The organism is Streptomyces sp. NPDC043685 (genome assembly GCF_056436585.1).
In genome coordinates, this window is sequence record NZ_JBWKCH010000001.1 from 461,971 (window position 1) to 483,753 (window position 21,783).

At 70.9% G+C, this 21,783-nt stretch carries 18 protein-coding genes; 13 read left to right on the forward strand and 5 right to left on the reverse strand.

The window, feature by feature from the left end:
• Positions 1 to 35: 35 nt before the first annotated feature.
• The 3 genes from AC0665_RS02240 to AC0665_RS02250 all read right to left on the reverse strand — a co-directional run bounded on the left by AC0665_RS02240 (position 36) and on the right by AC0665_RS02250 (position 3,694).
• The gene (locus AC0665_RS02240) at positions 36 to 1,190 is read right to left on the reverse strand and encodes an acyltransferase family protein (RefSeq protein WP_478704271.1); all 1,155 of its coding nucleotides are present in this window, start codon (positions 1,188 to 1,190) and stop codon (positions 36 to 38) included.
• A 186-nt stretch (positions 1,191 to 1,376) separates the two neighbouring features.
• Complete coding sequence (locus tag AC0665_RS02245; RefSeq protein WP_478604992.1) at positions 1,377 to 2,708, reverse strand: alpha-2,8-polysialyltransferase family protein; 1,332 nt, start codon at positions 2,706 to 2,708, stop codon at positions 1,377 to 1,379.
• Positions 2,708 to 3,694, reverse strand: coding sequence for a glycosyltransferase family 2 protein (locus AC0665_RS02250; RefSeq protein ID WP_363118469.1), 987 nt, complete (start codon positions 3,692 to 3,694; stop codon positions 2,708 to 2,710). The genes AC0665_RS02245 and AC0665_RS02250 overlap by 1 nt, the downstream gene beginning before the upstream one ends.
• Before the next feature lie 198 nt (positions 3,695 to 3,892).
• Between AC0665_RS02250 and AC0665_RS02255 the strand changes: the two genes are divergently transcribed.
• The 4 genes from AC0665_RS02255 to AC0665_RS02270 are packed head-to-tail and all read left to right on the forward strand — an operon-like array spanning position 3,893 to position 8,727.
• Positions 3,893 to 5,239: a DUF6716 putative glycosyltransferase gene (locus AC0665_RS02255; protein WP_478704272.1), complete on the forward strand. Its 1,347-nt coding sequence runs from the start codon at positions 3,893 to 3,895 to the stop codon at positions 5,237 to 5,239.
• 35 nt (positions 5,240 to 5,274) lie between these two features.
• On the forward strand, positions 5,275 to 6,540 hold the full coding sequence (locus tag AC0665_RS02260; RefSeq protein WP_468406951.1) for a cytidylyltransferase domain-containing protein: 1,266 nt from the start codon (positions 5,275 to 5,277) through the stop codon (positions 6,538 to 6,540).
• 13 nt (positions 6,541 to 6,553) lie between these two features.
• Complete coding sequence (locus AC0665_RS02265) at positions 6,554 to 7,492, forward strand: N-acetylneuraminate synthase family protein (RefSeq protein ID WP_363118466.1); 939 nt, start codon at positions 6,554 to 6,556, stop codon at positions 7,490 to 7,492.
• A gap of 47 nt (positions 7,493 to 7,539) precedes the next feature.
• Positions 7,540 to 8,727, forward strand: a complete 1,188-nt coding sequence (locus tag AC0665_RS02270) for a hypothetical protein (protein WP_478704273.1) — start codon at positions 7,540 to 7,542, stop codon at positions 8,725 to 8,727.
• A 90-nt stretch (positions 8,728 to 8,817) separates the two neighbouring features.
• Here AC0665_RS02270 and AC0665_RS02275 read toward each other — a convergent pair whose 3' ends face one another.
• Complete coding sequence (locus AC0665_RS02275; protein WP_478704274.1) at positions 8,818 to 9,516, reverse strand: class I SAM-dependent DNA methyltransferase; 699 nt, start codon at positions 9,514 to 9,516, stop codon at positions 8,818 to 8,820.
• Positions 9,517 to 9,805: 289 nt separating this feature from the next.
• On the opposite strand from AC0665_RS02275, the gene AC0665_RS02280 reads away from it, so the two are divergent.
• The 9 genes from AC0665_RS02280 to AC0665_RS02320 all read left to right on the forward strand — a co-directional run bounded on the left by AC0665_RS02280 (position 9,806) and on the right by AC0665_RS02320 (position 20,748).
• Positions 9,806 to 11,038 (forward strand): M20 family metallopeptidase, encoded by a 1,233-nt coding sequence (locus AC0665_RS02280; protein WP_478605389.1) that lies wholly within the window; start codon positions 9,806 to 9,808, stop codon positions 11,036 to 11,038.
• Positions 11,039 to 11,618: 580 nt separating this feature from the next.
• On the forward strand, positions 11,619 to 12,662 hold the full coding sequence (locus AC0665_RS02285; protein ID WP_468635696.1) for a BMP family lipoprotein: 1,044 nt from the start codon (positions 11,619 to 11,621) through the stop codon (positions 12,660 to 12,662).
• Positions 12,663 to 13,069: 407 nt separating this feature from the next.
• Positions 13,070 to 14,116, forward strand: coding sequence for a BMP family lipoprotein (locus tag AC0665_RS02290; protein WP_478704275.1), 1,047 nt, complete (start codon positions 13,070 to 13,072; stop codon positions 14,114 to 14,116).
• Between the two features lie 210 nt (positions 14,117 to 14,326).
• Entirely contained in the window at positions 14,327 to 15,898 is a 1,572-nt protein-coding gene (locus AC0665_RS02295; protein WP_478604979.1) for an ABC transporter ATP-binding protein, read from the forward strand.
• Complete coding sequence (locus AC0665_RS02300) at positions 15,898 to 17,016, forward strand: ABC transporter permease (protein WP_363118460.1); 1,119 nt, start codon at positions 15,898 to 15,900, stop codon at positions 17,014 to 17,016. The genes AC0665_RS02295 and AC0665_RS02300 overlap by 1 nt, the downstream gene beginning before the upstream one ends.
• Positions 17,013 to 18,287, forward strand: a complete 1,275-nt coding sequence (locus AC0665_RS02305) for an ABC transporter permease (RefSeq protein WP_478704276.1) — start codon at positions 17,013 to 17,015, stop codon at positions 18,285 to 18,287. The genes AC0665_RS02300 and AC0665_RS02305 overlap by 4 nt, the downstream gene beginning before the upstream one ends.
• On the forward strand, positions 18,284 to 18,688 hold the full coding sequence (locus AC0665_RS02310) for a cytidine deaminase (RefSeq protein ID WP_468406965.1): 405 nt from the start codon (positions 18,284 to 18,286) through the stop codon (positions 18,686 to 18,688). The genes AC0665_RS02305 and AC0665_RS02310 overlap by 4 nt, the downstream gene beginning before the upstream one ends.
• A gap of 86 nt (positions 18,689 to 18,774) precedes the next feature.
• Positions 18,775 to 20,058, forward strand: a complete 1,284-nt coding sequence (locus AC0665_RS02315) for a thymidine phosphorylase (protein ID WP_468406967.1) — start codon at positions 18,775 to 18,777, stop codon at positions 20,056 to 20,058.
• A gap of 96 nt (positions 20,059 to 20,154) precedes the next feature.
• Entirely contained in the window at positions 20,155 to 20,748 is a 594-nt protein-coding gene (locus AC0665_RS02320; RefSeq protein WP_478704277.1) for a Uma2 family endonuclease, read from the forward strand.
• Between the two features lies 1 nt (position 20,749).
• On the opposite strand, the gene AC0665_RS02325 is transcribed toward AC0665_RS02320, so the two are convergent.
• Entirely contained in the window at positions 20,750 to 21,670 is a 921-nt protein-coding gene (locus tag AC0665_RS02325) for an AEC family transporter (RefSeq protein ID WP_478604973.1), read from the reverse strand.
• Positions 21,671 to 21,783: the final 113 nt, after the last annotated feature.

Below are 21,783 nucleotides of genomic sequence, written 5' to 3' on the forward strand. Positions count from 1 at the left end.
CGAGACGACGGCCGGCTGAACGTCCCGTGAACGGATCAGGGGGCCTTCGCCAGCGCCGACCGCAGTCGGGGCGTCAGCGGCCTCTCCACATATTTGTGCAGCGACCACGCCAGCAGCAGCATTGACGCCACCGTCAGCGCGAACGTCACCCCGGAGGCCAGTCCCAGACCGCGGTGCAGGGCGTGGATCACCACCCAGCCCAGATGCTCGTGCACCAGGTAGAAGGGGTACGTCAGGGCGCCCGCCACCGTCAGCCACCGCCAGTTCACCCGGTTGAGCAGACCCAGCGCGATCGCGGCGACCGCCACGAAGCCGAACGTGACGACGGCGATGATCCCGAAGGCGGAGCGGTAGGAGAAGGCCTGCGGGTCGGGGGCGTGCCACAGCGCCTGAACGGCGTAGTGCTGGCCCATCAGCCAGCAGACGGCCACGATGCCCCACCCGTAGACGTCCCGCCGGTCGCGGTGCACGAGGTAGAGGCCGACGCCGCCTATGAAGAAGGGCGCGTACTCGGGCATCAGGACGATGTCGAGCAGCGGCATGTTCGCGTTCTCGGCGATCACCGCGGCCAGCGTCCAGCACGCGCAGAACATGATGACCCGGCGGCGGTTCGCCCCGGGCAGCACGACGCACAGGGCGAACAGGGCGTAGAAGCGGACCTCCGCCCACAGGGTCCAGCACACGCCGAGCACCCGGTCCACGCCGAGCGGCATCTGCAACATGGTCAGGTTGACCAGGGCGTCGCTGGGCGAGACGGCCTTGTAGGCCACCATCGGCAGCGCGAACACCGCCGTGACCAGGAGCACCGCCACCCAGTAGGCGGGCAGCAGCCGGGAGGCGCGGGAGGCGAAGAACGACTTCAGGGGACGGCCCCAGCCGCTCATGCAGATCACGAACCCGCTGATCACGAAGAAGACCTGGACGCCGAGGCAGCCGTAGGCGAACAGCGAGTGCAGGGTCGGGAACTGGTCCTTGGGCGAGGTGCCCCAGGCCTGGGCGACCTCGCCGCCGCGTCCGCCGTAGTGGTACAGCGCCACCATCAGCGCCGCGACCAGCCGCAGTCCGTCGAGGGCGCGCAGCCGCCCGCCGGAATCCCTTCGGCGCCGTGGGACGGTCGTGGCGCCCGGCTCTTCGACCGGCACGGCGACGCCGGGCCGGGGCTTGTGGGTGCTGACGACCGTCTCGGTCACGCTGGATACCTCTGTGTGGCTCGTATGTCCTTTGCCCGAGCCGCCTGTGGGCGGGCGCCGGTGGGCGGGCGCCTGTCACCCTAGGACGGAAGTTGACGCAATCACGTTCGATGGCGACAGGCTTCTCCTGCCGGTCCCCATGGGTTCACCTGGATGTCGCCGGGGCGGGCCGCCGGGCCGAGTGGCTCAGCGGCGCACCGCCTTGCGCAGCGCCCGGGCCCGCCGCACCACGCGGCGTGCGGTGGAGTTGCGCGGCAGGAACGCCAGCCGCTGCGGGATGCCACCGGGCAGCCCGAGCGCGGTGAGGCGGCGCTTCTTGAAGTAGCGCCGGGTGCGCGGGCCGAGGTGCCGGGCGAGGAACTGCTCGGCCTGCGGGCGCAGCTCCGGGTAGATCTGCGGCTGCATGGTGAACCCGAGGGCCGTGAGGAGGCCGGACAGCCGCTCGGCCGGCAGGACGTCACCGGCCGTGTCGCTCTCCAGGCCGGGCAGCAGCGCGTCCGCCAGCGTGGCGGGGACGCGGTTGCTGTTCTGATAGGGCGTCAGCCGCTCCAGGAGCAGCTCGGTGCCGATGCGGGCGGCCGGCAGGTCGTAGAACGCGGAGGCCGTGAACAGGGCGGTGGAGAAGCACCCGACGACGAGGGCGGGCCGGGCCCGGTCGAACAGCACCTCCGCGAGCACCGGCGTGTCCAGGACCGTGAGGTCCACGCCGAGCTGCTCGGCCTCCGTCTCCAGGGCGCGGCTGTAGCGGGCCGGTGCGCTCGGATGGGGCTTGAAGACGACCGTGCGGTGGCCGCGGGCGACGGCGCCCCGCATCATCCGCACGTGCAGGTCCTCCTCCTCCTCGGGGGAGAGGATGTCCAGCGCGGACAGGTACTGGCCGAGCAGCAGCGCCGAGTCGCCCGGCACGTGCGGCAGTTCGGGCACCGCCTCGGTGACCTCGCCGAGCACCTTCAGGAACGCGGGCGAGGGCACCAGGTGCGCAGGGACGCCGAACTCGGTCAGCAGCATCGGCGTGAGCCCCGGCACCAGGTCGAGGTGCAGCAGCCGCCGTACGCGCGTGCCGACCAGCGGGTCGAGCTTGTTGCGCGTGGGGCCGTAGCTCATCAGCCCGTCGGCGTAGACGTCGATGGGTGCGTCGGTGAACAGCTGGGCCACCGTGAGGGCGGGCGCCACCTGGATGGACTCCAGCACCAGGCTCACCCGGTCGTCGCCGAGGCCCCACAGCAGCCGCAGGTAGCGCTCGAAGAGGGGGATGTCGTCGGAGCGCGGTGTCCAGGCCCCGGGGTGGAAGGGACGGATGGCCTCGTTCCAGGACAGCACCTCGTCGAAGTGCTCGCGCAGCGGAGCGAAGCCCGGCATCTCGTCGAGGGCCGGAGTGATCTCCGGGGTCGTGGTGTTGTTGAACACCAGCAGCACCCGGCGGTCCGGCTCCTCGAAGAGGTCCGAGTCGATCGCGGCGGCCAGGGTGGCGACGCCGTACAGCGTCGAGGCGCAGAAGATCTGAGTGGTCCCGGGCATCAGGCGGCCGCTCCCGTCGTGGTCACCCGGCGCCGCAGCCGCCGCAGCTTGGACGAGCGGTCCATGTCCATGGCCTCCAGTGCCTCGGAGAGTGCGTCCTGCGGCATGCGCTTGATGGCCGCCGCGCTCATCGACCGCAGCTGCCTGGCCACGGCCGGTTCGAACCGGTCCTCGTTGGAGAGGTGGTGGGCGATGATCGCGCAGTAGGTGCGCACCGCCTTGGGCAGCAGCCGGTCGGCGTCCCGGTCCGCGGCCGTCTCCTCGATCACCTGGTCGAAGGCCCGGATGAAGTCGAGTTGGCGGACGTCGCCGATCTGCGTCAGGGACGAGGCCACGCCACGCCGGTAGAACACGCCCAGCAGGCTCACCACGGCGAACGACTCCGCCTCGCGGTGCAACTTCCAGATCCACGGCCGGTCCTCGGCCGTGCGCAGCCCGTCGGTGAAGTGGAGCACGCCCTTGTCCACAAGACGGCGGTGGTAGGCGCCGGCCCAGGCGTAGGCGTAGTCGACGGACGTGGAGCGGTGGGCGGGGAGAATCGCCTCCCGCGGGTCGAACGCCTCCCAGCGGCGACCGACCGGGACCCGGTGCACGGAACGGGCGCGCGCGGTGGCCTGCACATGGTCGGTGCGCACGAAGTCGCACCCCAAGTCCTCCATCGCGGACACCAGTTCGGTGAGATAGCCGGGGGCCAGCCAGTCGTCACCGTCCAGGAACGTCAGGTACTCGCCCTGCGCCGCGTCCAGGCCGGTGTTGCGCGCGGTGGCGAGCCCGCCGTTGTGCTCGTGGCGGATGTACCGCACCTGGGCGACATCCGAAAGCTCCTCGGCCGCTCGTTCGAGAATGGCCGGAGTTTCGTCCTTGGAATGGTCGTCGACCAGGATGAACTCGAAATCGCGGTCGGCGTTCAACCGCAGGCTTCTGAGGGTGTCCGGGGCATATTGCTGCACGTTGTAGAACGGCACGATCACGGAAAGCTTAGGCACCCGCAAAACGTTAGGAGGCCGCCCGGCAGCGGAACTTTCCGATGCGGGTACACGGGGTGAACTCCGTGTGTCAGAACGGTGCACCGCGTGTACTTCCCGCTTCCCGGCAGGCCAGTTCGGCTCTCAGTGGGCTGTTGTTAACTTTTCGTTGAGTCCTGGTTCCGCCATACCTAGCATTCGCTTCCTAGCGTTTTCGACGTGCCAGTAAGTACACCGAAGCGCCCGCGCATCGCGGTCCTCGCGGACAGTGACACCCGATGGAAATGGGGTGCGCTGACCGCGGACCGCATCGCCCCGCGACCGTCCATGGAAGCCGCACCGCGCGAAGACGCGCAAGCCGGCCCCCTCGTCGACGGCTTCCTGCTGCGCGGCCGGGCCACGCCCACCCCGCGCCAGCTGGAGGAAGTGGGCGTACGCGCCGACTCGTTGCGGGAGGTGACCGCCGTCGAGTTCCTGCGCGCCATGGCCGAGGGGACCTACGACGTCCTGGTCCTCTCCCTCGTCGGCGGCGGTGTGCAGGCGATGCTGCACGGCCTGGCCCGCGTCTGGGAGAACCGCGCCGAGCGGCCCGTCGTCGTCACCGGCTACGTCGGTGTCGTCTACGAGAAGCTCGCCGACGGCCTGCTGCTGCGGCACGGCGCGGACCTCGTCCTCGCCAACTCCCGCCAGGACGCCGACCGTTTCCGGGCCGTCTACGAGGGTGTGGGCGCCGACGCCTCCTCGGTGACGGAGGTCGCCCTGCCCTTCCTCGGCGGTGCTCCGTACGAAGGGGAACACGACCCCTACACGGTCGTCTTCGCCGCCCAGCCCTCGGTCCCCGACAGCCGCAGGGACCGTATGTACCTGCTGGACCGGCTGGTGCGGCACGCCCGCGGTCACCCCGAGCGCGAGGTGCTGCTGAAGCTGCGCTCCAAGCCGGGCGAACACACCACCCACATCGAGGAGTTGCCGTACCAGAAGTTGGTGCAGCGCCTCGATCCGCCCGCCAACTTCCGCCTGGTGTACGGGAACATGGGTGAGGTCCTCGACCGCACCGACCTGCTGGTGACGGTCAGCTCCACGGCCGCCCTGGAGTCGCTGCACCGCCGCGTCCCGACCGTCGTGCTGAGCGACCTCGGCATCCGCGAGTCGCTCGGCAACCACCACTTCGTGGGCTCCGGCTGCCTCGCCTCCTGGGACCAGCTCGACGCCGGACACCGGCCCACGCCCGACCAGGAGTGGGTCGCCCGGCAGGGCGTCGCGGCGGACGGCGGCTACGACTCGGCCTTCGACGCGGCCCGCGAACGCATAGCGAAACTCCTCGCCCGGCCCGGCGGCCTGCCCCCGCTGGCCCCGTACTACACCCCCGTCACCGCGCCCGGCTATCTGCCCGGGATCCTCGCCCGCCACCACCTCGGCCCGGACGGCACCCCGCTGCCCGGCGCGCCCGCCGCCGACAAGGAGCCCGGACCGGTCCGGCAGATCGTGCGCCGGGCGGCGCGCGGCGCCTACCGGCACGGCGTGCAGCGCGTGGCGCCCGTCATCCGGCGGATGGGCGAGCTGTGAGCCGCCCCGAGACCCCTGCCCAAGGAGTAGACCCCATGTCCCGACCGGAAGCCGGCCAAGGCGCCTCCGTGCGCCGCGTGCTCGCGGTGATCCCCGCACGCGGCGGCTCCAAGGGCGTCCCCGCGAAGAACCTCCTGCCCGTCGGCGGCGTCCCGCTGGTGGCCCGGGCGGTGCGCGAGTGCCGGGCGGCCCGGCTGGTGACCGACGTCGTGGTCTCCACCGACGACCAGGCCATCGCCGCCGCCGCCCGCGAGGCCGGTGCCGAGGTCGTGCTGCGCCCCGCCGCCATCGCCGGTGACACCGCCACCTCCGAGGCCGCCGTCCTGCACGCCATGGACGCCCACGAGGCCCTGCACGGGGCCCCGGTGGACGTGGTCCTGCTCGTGCAGTGCACCAGCCCGTTCCTCGTCCGCGAGGACATCGACAAAGTCGCCGGGGCGATCGCCGGGAACGGCGCCGACACCGCGGTCACCGTCGCGCCCTTCCACGGGTTCATCTGGCGGGACGCCGACGATGAGGTGACGGCCGGCTCCGTCGCGGAGTCCGACGCCGCGACCGGCGGCGGCTACGGCGTCAACCACGACAAGTCCTTCCGGCCCCGCCGCCAGGACCGCCCCCAGGACCTGCTGGAGACCGGCGCCGCCTACGCCATGGAGGCGACCGGCTTCCGCAAGCACCAGCACCGCTTCTTCGGCCGCACCGAGCTGGTCCGCACCGACCCCGCCCGGGTGCTGGAGGTCGACGACCCGCACGACCTCGCGCGGGCCCGGGCGCTGGCCCCGCTCTTCGACGCGGACCGCCCCGGTTCGCTCCCGACCGCCGACGACATCGACGCGGTCGTCCTCGACTTCGACGGCACCCAGACCGACGACCGGGTGCTGATCGACTCCGACGGACGGGAGTTCGTCTCCGTGCACCGCGGGGACGGACTCGGCATCGCGGCCCTGCGCGACAGCGGCCTGAAGATGCTCATCCTGTCCACGGAACAGAACCCTGTGGTCGCCGCCCGGGCCCGGAAGCTCAAGCTCCCGGTCCTGCACGGCATCGACCGCAAGGACCTCGCGCTGAAGCAGTGGTGCGAGGAGCAGGGCATCGCGCCGGAGCGCGTGCTCTACGTCGGCAACGACGTCAATGACCTCCCGTGCTTCGCCCTCGTGGGCTGGCCCGTGGCGGTCGCGAGCGCCCACGACGTCGTGCGCGGCGCCGCACGCGCGGTCACCACCGTCCCCGGTGGCGACGGCGCGATCCGAGAGATCGCCAGCTGGATCCTCGGCCCCTCTCTCGATTCCCTCACCAAGTAAGGACATCTCTGCCATGAGCACCAACTCCCGTATCCGCCGGTTCGGTTCGCGCGAGGTCGGCCCGGGCCGTCCGGTCTATGTCTGCGGTGAGATCGGCATCAACCACAACGGCGAGCTCGAGAACGCCTTCAAGCTGATCGACGCCGCCGCCGAGGCCGGCTGCGACGCGGTGAAGTTCCAGAAGCGCACCCCGGAGATCTGCACCCCGCGCGACCAGTGGGACATCGAGCGCGACACCCCCTGGGGCCGGATGACCTACATCGACTACCGCCACCGCGTGGAGTTCGGCGAGGACGAGTACCGCGCCATCGACGACTACTGCAAGTCGAAGAACATCGACTGGTTCGCCTCCCCGTGGGACACCGAGGCCGTCGCCTTCCTGGAGAAGTTCGACGTCCCCGCCCACAAGGTCGCCTCCGCCTCCCTCACCGACGACGAGCTGCTGCGCGCCCTGCGCGCCACCGGCCGCGCGGTGATCCTGTCCACCGGCATGTCGACCCCGAAGCAGATCCGCCACGCGGTGGAGGTCCTGGGCTCCGACAACATCCTGATGTGCCACGCCACGTCGACCTACCCGGCGAAGGCCGAGGAGCTCAACCTGCGGGTGATCAACACCCTGGAGAAGGAGTTCCCGAACGTCCCGATCGGCTACTCGGGCCACGAGACCGGCCTGCAGACCACCCTCGCCGCCGTCGCCCTGGGCGCCACCTTCGTCGAGCGCCACATCACCCTCGACCGCGCCATGTGGGGCTCCGACCAGGCCGCCTCCGTGGAGCCGCAGGGCCTGACCCGCCTCGTCCGCGACATCCGCACCATCGAGGCCTCCCTCGGTGACGGCGTCAAGAAGGTCTACGAGTCCGAGCTCGGCCCGATGAAGAAGCTGCGCCGCGTCAGCGGTGTGGTCGCCGAGGCGGAGATCGCCACGGCCGCGGGCGAGCCGGTCGGCGTCTGAACGCACCACCCCCACAACCCCCCTTACGACGGGACGGTCGTACGTCGATGAGCCCCCGCGCCGGGAACGCCGGCCCCCACACTCTCGCCTTCGTCGAGAGCCCGGTACAGCTGCTGAACGTGCTGGAGTGGGCGCACGCGCATGCCCCCGGCGTGGGGCTCACCCTCGTGGTGCTGTCACCCGTCGACCCGATGACGCGCGGCCAGCTGCGACGGATGTCCGACCTGGCCCGCGACGAGGGGCACGAGGTCCGCTGGGAGGAAGCGCGCGGCGGTCCGCTGGCGCCCTTCCAGACCATCGGCGGCCTGACCGGCCTGCTCCGCAGGGCGAGCCGGGTCGTGCTGGGGGACCCCTTCTCCCGATACGTCCAGCTGCTGCTGACGATCACCCGCGCCCGTGACCTGGTCGTCGTCGACGACGGCACGGCCACCATGGAGTTCGTCGGGCAGCTGGCCCGGGGCGAACGCCTGGTGCGCTGGCACCGCAAGGGCGGCCGCCCCGGCCCGCGGGACGTCCTCTTCGCGCCGGTGTCGGCCTCGGCGCGCCGCCGCCTGACCCCGGGCGACGGCCGCCGCGTCGAGATCTTCTCCTCCATGCCGATGGAGGAGGCCCCGACGGGCGTGACGGTGAGCGCCAACGCGTTCGCCTGGACCCGGGCCCGCTTCGGCCCGCCGCGCCTGACCAAGGGAGCGGACATGGTCGGCACGTCCCTGGTGGAGACGGGCGTGGTGGACGACGGCCGCTATCTGGAGGCCGTCCGCGCCCTGGCCGCGGCCCACGGGGCCACGCGCTACTTCGCCCACCGCCGCGAGAGCACCGACAAGCTGCACCGCCTGGCGGTCGAGACGGGCCTGGAGATCGTCCGCCCCGAGCTTCCCCTGGAACTGATCGCCCGCCGCGGCCCCATCGGCCGCACGATCCTCAGCTTCCCCTCCACGGTCGTCCACACCCTCCCGCTCGCGCTGTCCGGCACGGAGGTGCGCGTCGCCGTCTGCGACATCGACCCGGCCTGGCTAGCCGAGAACGCCTCCCCCCGTGCCCAGGGCTTCCTCTCCGGGGTCACGGGCACGGCCCGCGACGTCCACCGGCTGTCTCCGACGGCCGCCACCCACCCGACGGAACCGCCGCACCCGGAACCGCCCGACTCCGCCGATCCCACCGACCCCGCCGAGTCGGCGGGCACGGCGAGCTTCGCGGCCCCGCCGGGGGCTGCCGGGGCGGTGGCGGCGGGCTGAGACGAGCCCGGCGGCCGGCGCTCTGTGGCCCGGTGGCCCGGTTCGGCGGCCCTGGTCGATCCACCGCGCGTCCCCGCCGTCCACCGGCCGTCAGTCCGCGGCCGGCTCCTCCTGCGACTCCACCGGCCTGCGGGCCAGCAGGAACGCGCGGGGCATCGTCTCCCCGGACTCGGGCTCGCGCAGGACGCGGGCGTGCGGACGCAAACCGGCCCGCGCGAGGTGCCCGGCGACGGTGTCCGGAGTGCGCCAGTAGTAGTCGAGCGAGATCTCCCGGCCGAAGCGCTCGGTCAGCCGCCGGTGCCCGTCCTCCTGCCCGGACTGGAAGCCGAGCAGCACGGGCGCGCCCGGCAGCAGGACACGGCGGAACCCGGCGAAGACCCCGGGCAGCTCCTCGTCCGGCACATGGATGATCGAGTAGAGCGCGACGATGCCGGCGAGCGTCCGGTCCGGCAGGTCCAGGGCCGTCATCGAACCGACGTGGAACCGCAGCTCCGGGTGGGCCTTGCGGGCCAGGGCCACCATCCGGGGCGAGGCGTCGACCCCGAAGACCGGCAGCCCGGCCTCGTGCAGCCGTGCCGTCACGTACCCGGGGCCGCTGCCGATGTCCGCGACCGGGGCCCGCGCAGCGCCCTCGACGGCCCGGACCAGATCCACGAAGGCGGCGAGCAGGGCCCGCTCCAGCGGTCTTCCGGCCAGGCTGTCGGGGTGCTCGGCGGTGTAGGCCTCGGCGATGGCGTCGTACGAGGACCGTGTGGACCGTAAGAACTCGGGGGCGCTCACGGGGCGCACACTAGCGGGGCGCGCGTCCGGCAGATGAACGAGCCCGTGTTCACCGCGCAGGGCGTGGTATCCGTGGAGAAGATGGATGGATACCGGATGCGTGACGCGCGTGTGATCGAAGTCACACTCCGGGGGGTGGGTGGCCCGGTCAGGCCCAAAAAGCAGGCCAGTTTACCCATCTCACTTGATAGCTATGCGCCCGGCGGTCATATTTTCTTCCCCTATCGGGTTGAAGTTTTGTTGATCCAGGGTCAGCCGACCGCCTTGGCGCCCTACCCTTCAAAGGGTGAAGCCACTGATGTCACTGGAGTCCGAGGTCGACCTTCCCGGAGGAGCCGTACTTCCCGGTGCCCTGCCCGACGCTCTGCGGGCCGAGCTCATCGCGTTCCGGCGCGACCTGCACATGCACCCGGAGCTCGGCAATCAGGAGTTCCGCACGACCGCCGCGATCAAGGAGCGGCTGGAGCGGGCCGGGCTCAAGCCGCGCGTCCTGCCCGTGGGGACCGGCCTCGTCTGTGACATCGGCGTGGAGGGGGTGCAGTGGGACGGCGGTCCCAGCATGCTCGCCCTGCGGGCCGACATCGACGGCCTGCCCATCCCGGACACCAAGGCGGAGTGCCCCTACCGCTCGACCGTGCCCGACCGCGCCCACGCCTGCGGCCACGACGTGCACACCACGGTCGTCCTCGGGGCCGGTCTCGTCCTCGCCGACCTGCACCGCCGGGGCGCGCTGCCCCGCCCCGTCCGGCTGATCTTCCAGCCGGCCGAGGAGGTGCTGCCCGGCGGCGCCGCCGACGCCATCAAGGGCGGGGCGCTGGAAGGCGTCGGCGCGATCATCGCCGTGCACTGCGACCCCCGGGTGGACGCGGGCAGGATCGGGCTCAGGGAAGGGCCCATCACCTCGGCGTGCGACCGGCTGGAGATCGGCCTCGACGGCCCGGGCGGCCACACCGCACGCCCGCATCTCACGACCGACCTGGTCACCGCCGCCGCCCGGGTCGTCACCGACGTGCCCGCGCTGGTCGGCCGGCGCTTCGACAGCCGCAGCGGGCTCGCCATCACCTGGGGCCGCATCGAGTCGGGCCACGCGCCGAACGTCATCCCGCAGCACGCGGAGCTCTCCGGCACGGTCCGGTGCCTCGACATCGAAGCGTGGCGACAGGCCCCCGACGTCGTGGTGGCCGCGATCGACGAGATCGCCAACCTGCACCGCGCCAAGTCGGAGATCAACTACGTCCGCGGCGTCCCGCCCGTCGTCAACGAGCCCGGCGTGACCGAGCTGCTGCGCGACGCCATGATCGCCCGGCGCGGTGTCGAGTCGGTCGAGGGCACCGAGCAGAGCCTCGGCGGCGAGGACTTCTCCTGGTACCTGGAACACGTCCCCGGCGCCATGGCCCGCCTCGGCGTCCGCACCCCCGGCGAACGCCAGATCCGCGACCTCCACCAGGGCGACTTCGACGTCGACGAGTCGGCCATCACGGTAGGAGTGGAACTCTTCACAGCAGCGGCCCTGGTCAACGGCCTCCGCTAGCCCACCCCCGCCGGGGCGCGGCACGTCGTTCGGGGGCGCGGGGAACGGCGCGACCAGCCACGACGGCGCGGCAGACGCCATCTGGGGCACGCCGCGTCTCATGCGGCGCGTCCGCGCCACGACGGCGTGGCACGTCGTTCAGGGGCGCGGGGAACTGCGCGGTTAGCCACGACGGCGCCGCACGGGCCCACGACGGCGCCGGCGCCTCGTTGAGGGGCGCGGGGAACTGCGCGACCAACCACAACGCCGCCGCACCCCAAAAACCACCCCAACCCCCACCCCACCCCGCAAACCAGCACCGAACCCACTCCCACAACCTCCCAACCTCACCCCCGGCAGAGCCTCCGGTTGCGAGCGGCGCAGCCTCACGGCAGCGTGGTGCGCGTCACGAGGTAGACACACGCCGTATCCCCGAGTACACCTTTCGACCCCGTTCGATCTCGTGGTTCACAAGGGCGTAACCGGCCATCGGCACGAATGGATAACGGCCCCGGCGAACCGTTCCCAGGAGTGTCTACGCGCGTTAATGTGCGCCGAACCGAGCACCCACTGCGGGGCTTTGGAGAATGGGGAACTTCAGATGCGTCGGATTTCCAAACTGACCCGTGTCGCGGTGGGGGTCGCGTCGCTCGGGCTCGTCGCCACGGCCTGCGGCGGCACCAGCAGTGACAGCGGCGACAGCGACAGCAACGACCGCGGCGTCGCCATCGCGTACGACGTCGGCGGCAAGGGCGACCAGTCCTTCAACGACGCCGCCTTCGCGGGCCTGACGAAGGCCAAGGACGAGTTCGGCTACAAGACGGCCGACATCGAGCCCACCGAGGGCGAGACGGACGCCGACAAGGAGCAGCGCCTGGCGTCGCTGGCCAAGCAGGGCTACAACCCGGTCATCGGCGTCGGCTTCGCCTACGGCCCGGCGATGAAGGCCGTGGCCGCCAAGTACCCGAAGACCACCTTCGGCATCGTGGACTCCGTGGTCGAGGGCAAGAACGTCGCCTCCCTGGTCTTCGCCGAGGAGCAGGCGTCCTACCTCGCCGGTGTCGCCGCCGCCAAGGCCACGAAGACGAACGTCGTCGGCTTCGTCGGCGGTGTCGACGTCCCGCTGATCCACAAGTTCGAGGCCGGCTACAAGCAGGGCGTGCAGGACACCAACTCCAAGGTGAAGGTCCTGTCGCAGTACCTGACGCAGACGGCCGAGGAGGGCGGCTTCTCCAGCCCCGACAAGGGCAAGGCCGCCGCCGAGGGCCAGATCGAGAAGAAGGCCGACGTGCTCTACGCGGCCGCCGGTCTGTCCGGTCAGGGCGTGATCGAGGCCGCCGCCAAGGCGAAGGTCTGGGCGATCGGTGTCGACTCCGACCAGTACAAGCAGGCCGCCCTGGCGCCGTACAAGAACTACATCCTCACCTCCGCCCTCAAGGACGTCGGCGGCGCGGTCTACACGCTGGCCAAGTCGGTCCACGACGACAAGCCGCTGTCGGGCACCCAGACCTTCGACCTGAAGGTCAACGGTGTCGGGCTCTCCGAGTCCAACCCCGAGTACGCGAAGGTCGCCGGTCTCCAGGACGCCGTGAACAAGGCGAAGCAGGAGATCATCGACGGCAAGATCAAGGTCAACACCGAGTGATCCGACCGGTCTGACCGGCAGAAGCGGGCGGGTACCCCCTGGGTACCCGCCCGCTTCTGCGTTTCCGCCCGGACCGGAACACCCAGCTCTTCGACCGGCCGGTACACCCAGCTCTCCGCCCGAACCGGCCCGCCACAGCTCTCCGCCCGACCGGCACACCCAGCTCTCCATCCCGCCGGAACACCCCCAGCCCCCCGCCCGCACCGGATCACCCAGCGCCACCCTCCGTTTGCGGTCGGCAACACCCGGGCCAAGGCCGGGTGATGGCTTGGCCACGGGCGCATAACAAGGTGGACAGAAGGGGTTTTCAGGCAGGTCTACGCGCGTTAATCTGCGGCGAAGCCAGCGCTGAAGCTGAACCGTCCCGGCGCTGTGCGACCTCGGTTGTACGACAGGAGCACCCAGACATGCGCCGGATTTCCCGGATCACGGTCGCAGGCGCAGCGACCGCCTCCCTGGCCCTCGCCCTCTCCGCCTGCGGCAGCACCTCGACCTCCGGGTCGTCCGACTCGAAGGGTGACAAGGGTCTCGCCATCGCCTACGACGTCGGCGGCAAGGGCGACCAGTCCTTCAACGACGCCGCCTACGCAGGCCTGGAGCAGGCGAAGAAGGAGTTCGGGTACCAGACGGCCGACGTGGAGCCCACCGAGGGCGAGACGGACGCCGACAAGGAACAGCGCCTGGTCTCCCTGGCCAAGCAGGGCTACAACCCGGTCGTCGGTGTCGGCTACGCCTACGCCTCGGCCGTGAAGGCCGCCGCGGAGAAGTTCCCGAAGACCACCTTCGGCATCGTCGACGACGCCACGATCAACACCAAGAACGTGGCCGACCTGGTCTTCAACGAGGAGCAGGCCTCCTACCTGGCCGGTGTCGCCGCCGCCAAGACCTCCAAGACGAAGGTCGTCGGCTTCGTCGGCGGTGTGGACATCCCGCTGATCCACAAGTTCCAGGCGGGCTTCGCGCAGGGCGTCAAGGACACCGACCCCAAGGTCAAGGTGCTCTCGCAGTACCTCACCCAGACGGCCGAGGAGGGCGGTTTCGCCAGCCCCGACAAGGGCAAGACGGCTGCCGAGGGCCAGATCGAGAAGAAGGCCGACGTGGTCTACGCGGCCGCCGGCCTGTCCGGTCAGGGTGTCATCGAGGCCGCCGCCACCGAGAAGGTGTGGGCCATCGGTGTCGACTCCGACCAGTACGAGCAGGAAGCCCTTGCCAAGTACAAGGACTCCATCCTGACCTCGGCGATGAAGGACGTCGCCAAGGCGGTGTACAACCTGGCGAAGTCGGTCGAGGACGGCAAGCCCGAGACCGGTATCGTTCGTGGCGATCTGAAGACCGGCGAGGTGAGCCTGTCGAACTCCAACCCGAAGTTCGCGGACAACGCCGAGCTCCAGGCAGCCATCAAGACGGCCAAGGAGAAGATCATCAGCGGCGAGATCAAGGTCAAGAGCAGCTGACGAGCGACTGCCTCGAAGCAGGCGGTAACCCCCGGGGTTACGTCCGCTCGACGGGGTACGGGGAGCCGCTCCCCGTACCCCGTTGCCGCGGGGCGTCGGCCCCTTTGTATGCCGTAGGGGCGCTACGCGCGTAGACGACCCCCGTCCCCAGGAGAGTGCGCCATCAACGCGTCCAGCAGCCCTCCGGCCGGAGCGGCGGTCAACGAATCGGTGACCGCCGTCGAACTCGCCGGGATCACCAAGCGTTTCCCAGGGGTCGTGGCCAACCACGACATCCACCTCAGCGTCCGCAAGGGCACCGTGCACGCCCTCGTCGGTGAGAACGGCGCCGGCAAGTCCACGCTGATGAAGATCCTCTACGGCATGCAGAAGCCGGACGAGGGCACCATCGCCGTCGACGGGCAGCAGGTCGCCTTCTCGTCGCCGGCCGACGCCATCGCCCGCGGCATCGGCATGGTCCACCAGCACTTCATGCTCGCCGACAACCTCACGGTCCTCGAGAACGTGGTCCTCGGCAGCGAGAAGCTCTACGGCATCGGCGCCAAGGCCCGCCGCAAGATCAAGGAGCTCTCCGAGCGCTACGGCCTCGACGTCCGGCCCGACCTCCTGGTCGAGGAGCTCGGCGTCGCCGCCCGCCAGCGCGTGGAGATCCTCAAGGTCCTCTACCGCGGCGCCACCACCCTCATCCTCGACGAGCCGACCGCCGTGCTCGTGCCGCAGGAAGTGGACGCCCTCTTCGCCAACCTGCGCGAGCTGCGCTCCGAGGGCCTGTCGGTCATCTTCATCTCGCACAAGCTCGGCGAGGTGCTCTCCGTCGCCGACGACATCACCGTCATCCGCCGCGGCACCACCGTCGGCACGGCCGTCCCCGCCGAGACGACGCCCCGTCAGCTCGCCGAGATGATGGTCGGCAGCGAGCTGCCCACGCCCGAGACGGCCGAGTCCACGGTCACCGACCGCCCGGTCATCAGCGTCGACCGGCTGCGCCTGACGGCCCCCGGCGGCAAGGCCCTCCTGGACGACATCACCTTCACCATCCACGCCGGCGAGGTCCTCGGCATCGCCGGTGTCGAGGGCAACGGCCAGACCGAGCTCGTCGACGCGCTCATCGGCCTGCGGGCCGCCGACTCCGGCACCATCCGGCTCGCCGACGAGGAGATCACCTCCTGGCCGACCCGCCGCCGCCGCGAGCAGGGCATCGGCTACATCCCCGAGGACCGGCACCGCCACGGCCTCCTCCTGGAGGCACCCCTCTGGGAGAACCGCATCCTCGGTCATGTCACCGAGAAGCCCCTCGCCAAGGGCGTCTGGCTGGACCCGAAGGCGGCCCAGGAGGACACCCGCCGGATCGTCACGGAGTACGACGTCCGCACCCCCGGCATCGACGTCACCGCGGCCTCCCTGTCCGGCGGCAACCAGCAGAAGCTGATCGTCGGCCGCGAGATGAGCCACAAGCCGCGCTTCCTCATCGCCGCGCACCCCACCCGGGGCGTGGATGTCGGCGCCCAGGCCGCCATCTGGGACCACATCCGCGACGCGCGCCGCGAGGGCCTGGCCGTGCTGCTGATCTCCGCCGACCTGGACGAGCTGATCGGCCTGTCCGACACGCTGCGCGTGATCTACAACGGCAAGCTGGTCGCGGACGCCGACCCGGCCACCATCACCCCCGAGGAGCTCGGCTCGGCCATGACCGGTGCCGTCACCGGGCACCTCGAGCACGACGACACCCCCGAGACCTCGAAGGCCGACGCCCCCGAGTCTCCGGAAGACGAGGCCCGCTGATGAAGAAGTTCGACAAGGAGCGCGTGCTCCTCGCGGTGGCCGGGCCGGTCATCGCGCTGGCCGTGGCCTTCGTCCTGAGCGCGATCGTGCTGCTCGCCTCGGGCAAGAGCCCCTTCGAGCCGTTCGCCCTGATGTTCGAGCAGATCGGCTTCTCGGACATCCAGGTGCTGGTCATCAACCAGGCCTCGATGTACTACATCGCGGCCCTGGCGGTGGCCATCGGCTTCCGGATGAACCTGTTCAACATCGGCGTCGACGGCCAGTACCAGCTCGGCGCCATGATGGCCGCCGTCGTCGGCGCCCACGTGAACCTGCCGGCCGCCCTCCAGGTCCCGCTGCTGCTGCTGACCGCCGTCCTCACCGGCGCCTTCTGGGCCGGCATCGCCGGTGTCCTCAAGGTCACCCGCGGTGTCAGCGAGGTCGTCGCCACGATCATGCTCAACGCGATCGCCACCTCCGTGATCGCCTACCTGTGGCTGCCGAACGTCTTCGGTGTGAAGGTCGGCAACAACAACACCACCGGCGAGATGTACGAGTCCGGCTGGATCCCCGGCATCCCGATGGGCGACGCCGGCGAGATCTACGGACTGGTGCTGCTCGCCGTCCTGCTCGGCATCGGCTACTGGATCGTCCTCAACCGCACCCGCTTCGGCTTCGACCTGCGCGCCTCCGGCGCCTCGCAGACCGCCGCCGCGGCCAGCGGTGTGGACCCCAAGCGCATGGTCCTCAGCGCCATGCTGATCTCCGGCGCCATCGCGGGCCTCGCCGGCCTGCCGATCCTGCTCGGCGACACCCACACCTACAGCCTGAACTTTCCCACCGGCATCGGTTTCCTCGGCATCGGCATCGCCCTGCTCGGCCGCAACAGCCCCGTCGGCATCGCCTTCGCCGCCCTGCTGTGGGCCTGGCTCGACAAGGCCTCGCCCGAGCTGGACTTCCACGGCTACGACAAGGAGATCGCGGTCATCATGCAGGGCCTGATCGTCCTCTCGGTCGTCGTCTCCTACGAGGCCGTCCGCGAATGGGGTCTGCGCCGTCAGCAGCGTCGCGTCGGCGCCGAACTCGCCGCCGGACACGTCCTCGGCGCTCAGAACACGAAGGAGGTGGCTGGCCGATGACCGCTCCTACCTCGGCGATCGACGTCAACCAGCCCACGCTGCAGCCCGCGGCGCCGACCGGCCGCCGCCTGTCGTGGCCCGTCCTGCTGCTCATCATCGCCGGAGGCCTGGCACTCACCTCGCTCGTCCGCATCATCACCGGCGCCGACGGCATCACCAACGTCAGCCAGATGTCCACCGCGCTCCAGCTCGCCGTGCCGATCGGCCTCGCCGGTCTGGGCGGCCTGTGGGCCGAGCGCGCGGGCGTGGTCAACATCGGCCTCGAGGGCATGATGATCCTCGGCACCTGGTTCGGCGCCTGGGCCGGCTTCCAGTGGGGGCCGTGGACCGGTGTCCTGGTGGGCATCCTCGGCGGCGCGATCGGCGGTCTGCTGCACGCCTTCGTGACCGTCACCTTCAACGTCAACCACATCGTCTCCGGTGTGGCCATCAACATCCTCGCCCTCGGCGCCACCCGCTACCTCGCGCCCCTCGCCTTCGAGGGCCACACCGGCGGCTCCGCCAAGCAGTCCCCGGCGGTCGACTCCCTCGGGAGCTTCACGGTGCCCGGGCTGTCCGACGCCCTGCGGGACCTCAACGCCCACGGCTGGTTCCTGATCTCGGACATCGCCGGCCTGCTCGGCGGCCTGGTCACCAACGTGTCCTGGCTGACCCTGATCGCCATCGCGCTGATCCCCGCGACCTGGTGGATCCTGTGGCGCACCGCGTTCGGCCTGCGGCTGCGCTCCTGCGGCGAGAACCCGGTCGCCGCCGAGTCCCTCGGCGTCAACGTCTACAAGTACAAGTACATCGCCGTCGTCATCTCCGGCGGACTGGCCGGTCTCGGCGGTGTCTTCCTGTCCACTGTGGCCAACCCCTTCTACCTGGAGGGCCAGGTCAGCGGACGCGGCTTCATCGGCCTCGCGGCGATGATCTTCGGCAACTGGATGCCGGGCGGTCTCGCCCTCGGCGCGGGCCTGTTCGGCTACACCGACAGCCTCAACCTGCGCGGCGGCTCCGCCAACGTCCACGCCCTGCTGCTGCTCGGCGCGCTGCTGCTGGTCATCGGCGCCATCTGGCTGGTCGTGCGCAAGAAGTACGTCCCGGCCGTGGCCACCCTGATCGCCGGGGCCCTGGTGTTCACCTGGTACGCGACCACCGACGAGGTCCCCAACCAGGTCGTCTCCGCCACGCCGTACGTCATCACCCTGGTGGTCCTCGCCCTGTCCGCGCAGCGGCTGCGCATGCCGAAGGCGGACGGACTGCCCTACCGGAAGGGGCAGGGCAAGTGACCGGCACCGGCCCCGCCGTCGACTGGGAGAAGCTGCGCGCGGTGGCCCGGGACGCCATGTCCCGGGCGTACGCCCCGTACTCCGGTTACCCGGTCGGTGTGGCGGCCCTGGTCGACGACGGCCGGATCATCTCCGGCTGCAACGTCGAGAACGCCTCCTACGGACTCGGCCTGTGCGCCGAGTGCGGCCTGGTCTCCGAGCTGCACAACACCGGCGGCGGCCGGCTGACGCACTTCACCTGCGTCGACCGCGACGGCGAGATCCTCGTCCCGTGCGGCCGCTGCCGCCAGCTGCTCCACGAGTTCGGCGGCCCGGAGCTCCTGCTGGAGACCCCCGCGGGGATCCTGCCGCTCGCGGAGATGCTGCCCCAGGCCTTCGGCCCGGACCACCTCACCAAGTAATCCCCGTGCGGCCCCCCTGAGTTGCTCACGCGACCGGCTCAGGGGGGCCGCACGGCTTCTGGAACCCTCGGAAGGGAAGCCAAGCCATGGCCATGGACGCCATCTCCGTCATCCGCACCAAGCGGGACCGCGGCGAGCTCAGCGACGCGCAGATCGACTGGGTCATCGACGCGTACACCCGCGGGGAGGTCGCCGACGAGCAGATGTCCGCGCTCGCCATGGCGATCCTGCTCAACGGCATGAACCGCCGCGAGATCGCCCGCTGGACGGCCGCGATGATCGCCTCCGGCGAGCGCATGGACTTCTCGTCCCTGTCCCGCCCGACCGCCGACAAGCACTCCACGGGCGGTGTCGGCGACAAGATCACCCTCCCGCTGGCCCCCCTGGTCGCCGCCTGCGGCGCGGCCGTCCCCCAGCTGTCCGGCCGCGGCCTCGGCCACACCGGCGGCACCCTCGACAAGCTGGAGTCGATCCCCGGCTGGCGCGCGCTGCTGTCCAACGAGGAGATGCTGCACGTCCTCGACACCACCGGCGCGGTGATCTGCGCCGCCGGTGACGGCCTCGCCCCCGCCGACAAGAAGCTCTACGCGCTCCGCGACGTCACCGGCACCGTCGAGGCGATCCCGCTGATCGCCTCCTCGATCATGTCCAAGAAGATCGCCGAAGGCACGGGCTCGCTGGTCCTGGACGTCAAGGTCGGCACCGGCGCCTTCATGAAGACCATCGAGGACGCCCGGGAACTGGCCTCCACCATGGTCGGCCTGGGCACCGACCACGGCGTGAAGACCGTCGCGCTCCTCACGGACATGGCCACGCCCCTCGGCCTGACGGCCGGCAACGCCCTGGAGGTCCGCGAGTCGGTGGAGGTCCTGGCGGGCGGCGGCCCCGCGGACGTGGTGGAGCTGACGGTCGCGCTGGCCCGCGAGATGCTCGACGCGGCGGGCGTGAAGGACGCCGACCCGGCGAAGGCCCTGGCCGACGGCTCGGCGATGGACGTCTGGCGGCGCATGATCGCGGCCCAGGGCGGCGACCCGGACGCGGCCCTGCCGGTGGCCCGTGAGCAGCACGTGATCAAGGCCCCGTCCTCGGGTGTCCTGACCCGCCTCGACGCCTACGGCATCGGCGTCGCCGCCTGGCGCCTCGGCGCGGGCCGGGCCCGCAAGGAGGACCCGGTGCAGGCGGGCGCGGGCGTCGAGATGCACGCCAAGCCCGGCGACACCGTGACCGAGGGCCAGCCCCTGCTGACCCTCCACACGGACACCCCCGAGCGCTTCGACTACGCCCTTCAGTCGATCGAGGGCTCCTACGACATCGCGGCCCCGGGGACGGACTTCACGGCCTCCCCCGTGGTGCTGGAACGTATCGCCTGACCAGGCGGTTTCCCTTGCGGGTGAACGGGACCGGTGGACCCCCGCCGGTCCCGTTCGGCATGCTGGGATCGGTGACGCACTGATTGGAGAACCGCCATGAGCGCACTCACCGTCGACCACTCGACGGCCAACGGCCGCGAGTGGGACGACCTCGTCCGGATCTGGCAGGAGACGGACGCGCCTGAGGGCTGCAAGGTGGAGATCATCGAGGGGATCGTCACCGTGGCGCCACCGCCGTCCAACGCCCACAACGACATCGCTGATCTGGTTCAGCGGGCCCTGTACGAGGTCATCCCCAGGACCTGGGGCATCTACCAGACTTTGGGGACGGCGGTCCCGTCCCGTGACGGGCTCTACATTCCTGATCTCGCAGTGGCCCCCAGGCAGGTGCTGCGTGACGAGGATGGCAACTTCATCCCAGCGGCTGCCGCCGAACTCATCGTCGAGATCACGTCCAAGTCGAACGCGGCGCACGACCGGATCAAGAAGGCCGCGGGCTACGCCCAGGCGGGTGTGCCGTTGTACCTACTCATCGACGGCTGGGCCCCCGGCGGTCCCACCATCACGCTCTACGGCGAACCGCGGCGGGACGTCTACCGGGTTCTCGACGCGGGCAAGTTCGGAGAACACATCGCGCTGCCCGAGCCCTTCGGCCTCGAACTCGACACCGGCGAGTTCGCCGAGAACTGAGTCACCCCAGCACCGCCGCCACCACCACCAGCACCGGTACCGCCAGCACCGTCGACAGCAGGATCGCCTCCCTCGCCAGCACCTCGCCCACCCGGTAGCTGCTCGCGTAGGTGAACAGGTTCTGGGCGGCCGGGAGCGCCGAGGTCACCACCACATCGAGCAGCAAGGCGCCGCGCAGGCCGAAGACGCCAGCCGCCAGGGCCCAGGCGACCAGGGGCTGGACCACGGATTTCAGGGCCACGGCGAGGAGCACCGGAGCCCGTTCCGCACCGCGCAGCGGGAGCGTGCTGCCGCGCAGCGAGATGCCGAAGGCCAGCAGGACCGCCGGGACCGACATGTTGCCGATCAGGGTCAGCGGATCCATCAGGGGGCCCGGCACCGTGAGGCCCGACGCCGAGACCGCCACCCCCGCCAGGGAACCCACCGCTATCGGATTGCGCAGCGGCGTGAGCAGCCGCTGCCACAGGGGCCGCTTCGCCCCGCCGCTCGCCAGGTCCAGGACCGTCAGCGCCACCGGTGTGACGCCGACCAGCTGGAACAGCAGCACCGGCGCGACCAGCGACGCGTCGCCCAGCACGTACACGGCGATCGGGATGCCCAGGTTCCCGGAGTTGACGTAGCTGGAGCACAGCGCGCCGATCGTCGTCCGGCCCACGCCCCAGCCGCGCGCCACGCCCACCGCCACGAAGACCCCCGCCACCGCTGCCGTGCTCATCGCCGTGACCAGCAGCCGGTCGGAGAAGATCACCGACAGGTCGGCCCGCGCGAGGGTGGTGAAGAGCAGCGCCGGGGACGCCACATGGAAGGCGAGCTTGGTCAGGACCTCCCGGCCCCCGTCGCCCAGATACCCCCGGCGGCCGATCAGATAGCCGACGCCGATGACGACGGCGATGACCGCGAACCCGCTCAGCACCCCCTGCACGGCGCCTCCTCACCGGCGAAGCGGGCATCGGGCAGCGCGGCGGCGGGAGATGGTTGGGGCATACAGCCAACCCTCCGGGGAAGGCGCTGTCCCGGTCAATGTGATCCTTCCGG